Here is a 3,856-nt window from a genome sequence, read left to right as displayed (position 1 = left end):
CGGGGCGACGGCTCGAGCGCTGCGGGGCGACGGCGCGTGCCTGCGAGGCGACCGGCAGGCCGCCGGGGTGGGCCAGGCGTCGCCGACTGGTCGCCGCCCGAGGTTCACCTATCCGAAGGCGCGCCACCTAAGGGGGCCCATAGGTGGCGCGCGATCCGATAGGCGGCGTTCTTCCGAGTCGTGTCGTTGGCGACCGAGGAGGCGTTCGTCCGCGTTGGTCTCGTCGCTGGCGACCGACAATGCACCCGATGAGGCGGCCGACGAAGCTGCCTAAGAAGCGGCCGGTCGGCGGTCAGCCCCGCGGGTCGTCGTCCTCGGTGCGGGCGTCGATGCCGTTCCGTTCGACCGGCGGGTCGTCGGCGATTCGCTGCTGCTCCTCGCGGCGGGAGACGCGGGCCGCCTCGCGCATCTCGATGCCCTCGGTGACGAAGTCGCCGATCTCCTTGGCGATCGACCCGACCGCGTCGGTGATGATGACGGCGATCCGACCCACCAGCGACGCCCCGGCCTGGACACCCGCCTGGACCTGGTCCTTGTTGCGTTCGAAGTCGCTCACGGACCGCTCCCTTCGACGATGGTGCCCACGACGGTACCCGCGGCTCACGCCGCGGCGGGAGTCTTCCTGCGCTCGATGATCACCGCGGGCGCGTCCTCCGGCTTCGGCGGCAGCGGCAGGGCCAGCCTGAACATCTTCGCCCACACCGAGGCGACCTGCTTCCACAGCGGGCCGGTCGTGTACGGCAGGCCGTGCTCGGTGCAGATGCGTCGCACCTCGTCCGCGATCTCCGGGTAGCGGTGTGCGGGCAGGTCTGGGAACAGGTGGTGCTCGATCTGGTGCGACAGGTTCCCGGTCGCCAGGTGCATGAAGGGGCTGCCGGAGATGTTGGCCGAGCCCAGCATCTGGCGCACGTACCACTCGCCGCGGGTCTCCTCGGCGGTCTCCTCCTGCGTGAAGACCTGCGCACCGGAGGGGAAGTGCCCGCAGAAGATCACCGAGAACGCCCACACGTTGCGCACGAGGTTGGCGGTGAGGTTGCCGGCGAACGTCAGCGGGAACAGGGGACCGGTCAGCGCCGGGTGGACGAGGTAGTCCTTGGCGACCTGGCCGCGCACCTTGCGCCACCAGCCGGCGACGAGTCCCTTGACGTCGGACCACTTGCGCTTGCCCTTGAGCACGTTGTCGTACTCCAGGTCGTGCAGCATCACGCCCCACTCGAAGAGCATCATCAGGGCGAACGCGTACAGCGGGTTGCCCAGGCGGAGCGGGGTCCACTTCTGCTCGTACTCCATCCGCAGGATGCCGTAGCCGATGTCGCGGTCCAGGTCGAGGATGTTGGTGTACGTGTGGTGCATGTAGTTGTGCGAGTGCCGCCACTGGTCGGAGGGGCAGACATTGTCCCACTCGAAGCTGGACGAGTGGAGCATGTCGTCGCGCATCCAGTCGTACTGGCCATGCATGACGTTGTGGCCGATCTCCATGTTGTCGAGGATCTTGGACGCGCTCAGCGCCGCGACCCCGGCCAGCCACGCGGGCGGAAGGAAGCCGAGGAACATCAGGCCGCGCCCGGCGAGTTCCAGGCGGCGCTGGGTGCGGACCACACGCAGGATGTAGTCGCGGTCGGCGGTGCCGAGGTCGGCGACGATCCGGTCGCGGATCGCGTCGAGCTCGCGTCCGATGATCTCCACCGACTCGGCGGACAGGACGATCGGCTCGGGCGCGGGCGCGGACTTCTTCTCGGGCGTGCCGGCCGCCGTGCCGGCCGCCTTGCCAGCCGCCTTGGCGGCGGCCTTCTTCGGATTCGCGGACTTCTTGGGCCGCAGGGTGGGGAGTTGCAGGAGAGCCATGATGCGTTTCCTTTCCGGGTCGGAATCCGGTTGGTGGTGTCTACAGCTCGATCTCGACGTCGCCGACGGGCGCGTTGACGCAGATCTGGACGTGGCAGTCGGGGGTGGCGTCGACCTCGCCGGTGCGCAGGTCGCGCGTGGCACCGGAGCGACGCACGGCCGTGCAGGTGTGACAGATGCCCATGCGGCACCCGTGCTGCGGGCTCAACCCCGCGGCCTCGGCGCCCTCGAGCAGCGTGGTGCCCTCGTTCCGGGCGGTGACTCCGCTGCGCAGGTGGGTCACCGTGCCGCCGTCGCCGTCCGGGACCGGCCCGGTCGAGGCGGTGAAGCGCTCGCGGAGGACGCCGGAGAAGCGCTCCGCGCCGAGCGTCTCCTCGAGCCCGACGGCCAGGGGCTCGGGGCCGCAGAGGAACACGGTCGAGTCGCGGTGCCATGGGGCGATCGCCTCGAGGTGCTCGGCGCTGAGGTGGCCGGCCAGGCCGTCGGGCGTCGACCCATCGGCGGTGGGCACCACTCGAACGTCGATGCCCGCGCGCGACAGCTCGCGGAGCCGATCGCGGAAGGGCACGTCCTGCACACGGCGGGCATAGTGCAACCACGCCACGCGGCCGGAACCGGCGCAGTGCTGCTCTGCGGCGAGGGTCGAGGCGATCGCCAGCATCGGCGTGATGCCGCTGCCGCCGCTGACGAGGAGCACGTCGGCCGGGCGGGCCTCGGGCAACGCCATCTCGCCGGCAGGGTTACCGAGCAGCAGCCGCATCCCGGCCACCGCGTCGGCCCACAGGTACTCGGAGACCGTGCCGCCGGGATGGCGACGGACGGCGATGGTCGCGAGCCCGTCCGCGCGGGACGCGGGGTCGACGGGGGAGTAGTGGCGGCGGTGGACGACGCCGTCGATCACCACGCCGATCTCGAGCGCGCCGCCGGGGGCGGGCCTCGGGACACCGGCGGGCAGTCGCAGGGTGAGCACGGTGACGTCGGCGACGGGCCGGTCGACGGCCACGACCGTCGCGCCGGTGGGGTCGTCCGACCAGGCCACGCCCAGCGATCGGACGTAGTGCTCGACCGGATGCGGCGTCAGCAGGGTGCGGGTGAGGCGTCGGGAGAAGAGTCGGCGGATGGGTGGGGCGGTCATGGGGACCTCCGAGAAATGTGTGGGTCGGTGTGGTCGTGCGCCGTCGGGCGCGCCCGCCCCTGTGCGGTCCTCGCGCCTCACACCCCCGAGGGGCGTGGTCGCGTCCAGGGGGCGCGTCCGCCCGGTTCGACCACCGGACGAGTTTGAGTGTACAGACGTTCTCCGAAATGAAAAGACCCCGCGGCGGTGGGCTGTGCGACGGTCTGGCGACGCGGCCGGGCTGAGCGGTCGCAGCAGATAGTCGATAGGATCGGACCTGTGACGACCCCCAGGACGCGAGCGGAGCAGAAGCGGCACACCCGTGCACTCATCGTGGAGGCGGGCCGCAACGCGGTGGCGTCCCGCGGATTCACCGGGCTCGTCGTCCGCGAGCTCGCCCGCGAGGTGGGCATCGTGCCCACCGCGTTCTACCGGCACTTCGAGTCCGTCGACGACCTGGCCTCCGAGCTCGCTGCCGGCGCGGCGGACGTCCTCGGCGCGTTCGTCGACGAGCTGGTCGCCACCCCGACCGAGGACCCGGCGACCGACTGGCCGGGCCGCGCCGCCGACGCCGCGACCCGGGATCCGCAGACCTGGGGGATGTTCGCCCGCGGACTGGCCGACACCGCTCACCCCGATCACCGCGTCCTCACGGCGGCCGTCGACTCCGCCCGCCGCCGGCTGGGGATCACCCTGGGCCGGCTCGACACGCTCTCCGGAGCGGACGGCACCGCCGTGGACATCGCGGCCGACCTCGTCGTCGTCGTCCTACTCCGTCTCCTCGTGGAGGTCTCCGTCGGCTACGCGGCGCGGACGGCGCGCGACGAGTGCGCGGCGCGGTTGCGGGTCATCCTCGCCGGCGCCGCCGTCTCCTGATCGCGGCCCACGCGAACAGCG

At 71.7% G+C, this 3,856-nt stretch carries 4 protein-coding genes; 1 reads left to right on the top strand and 3 read right to left on the bottom strand.

Translation table 11 applies throughout. The annotated features are described in order from the left end of the window. Positions 1-292: 292 nt before the first annotated feature. From G6030_RS10405 to G6030_RS10395, 3 genes are read right to left on the bottom strand one after another with little or no spacing between them, the layout of a single operon-like run. Complete coding sequence (locus G6030_RS10405) at positions 293-556, bottom strand: hypothetical protein (protein ID WP_182643069.1); 264 nt, start codon at positions 554-556, stop codon at positions 293-295. 44 nt (positions 557-600) lie between these two features. Further along, on the bottom strand, positions 601-1,845 hold the full coding sequence (locus G6030_RS10400) for an acyl-CoA desaturase (RefSeq protein WP_182643068.1): 1,245 nt from the start codon (positions 1,843-1,845) through the stop codon (positions 601-603). A 40-nt stretch (positions 1,846-1,885) separates the two neighbouring features. Next, a complete protein-coding gene (locus G6030_RS10395; protein WP_182643067.1) occupies positions 1,886-2,980 on the bottom strand; it encodes an iron-sulfur cluster-binding domain-containing protein in 1,095 nt (364 codons plus the stop codon). Positions 2,981-3,238: 258 nt separating this feature from the next. Here G6030_RS10395 and G6030_RS10390 point away from each other — a divergent pair, with 258 nt between their 5' ends. Further along, positions 3,239-3,835, top strand: coding sequence for a TetR family transcriptional regulator (locus G6030_RS10390; protein WP_182643066.1), 597 nt, complete (start codon positions 3,239-3,241; stop codon positions 3,833-3,835). Positions 3,836-3,856: the final 21 nt, after the last annotated feature.

This window comes from Dietzia sp. E1, assembly GCF_014145015.1.
Taxonomy (GTDB): Bacteria; Actinomycetota; Actinomycetes; order Mycobacteriales; family Mycobacteriaceae; genus Dietzia; species Dietzia cinnamea_A.
Note: the sequence above shows the minus strand (reverse complement) of the source record. Positions and strands in the feature narration are given on the sequence as shown.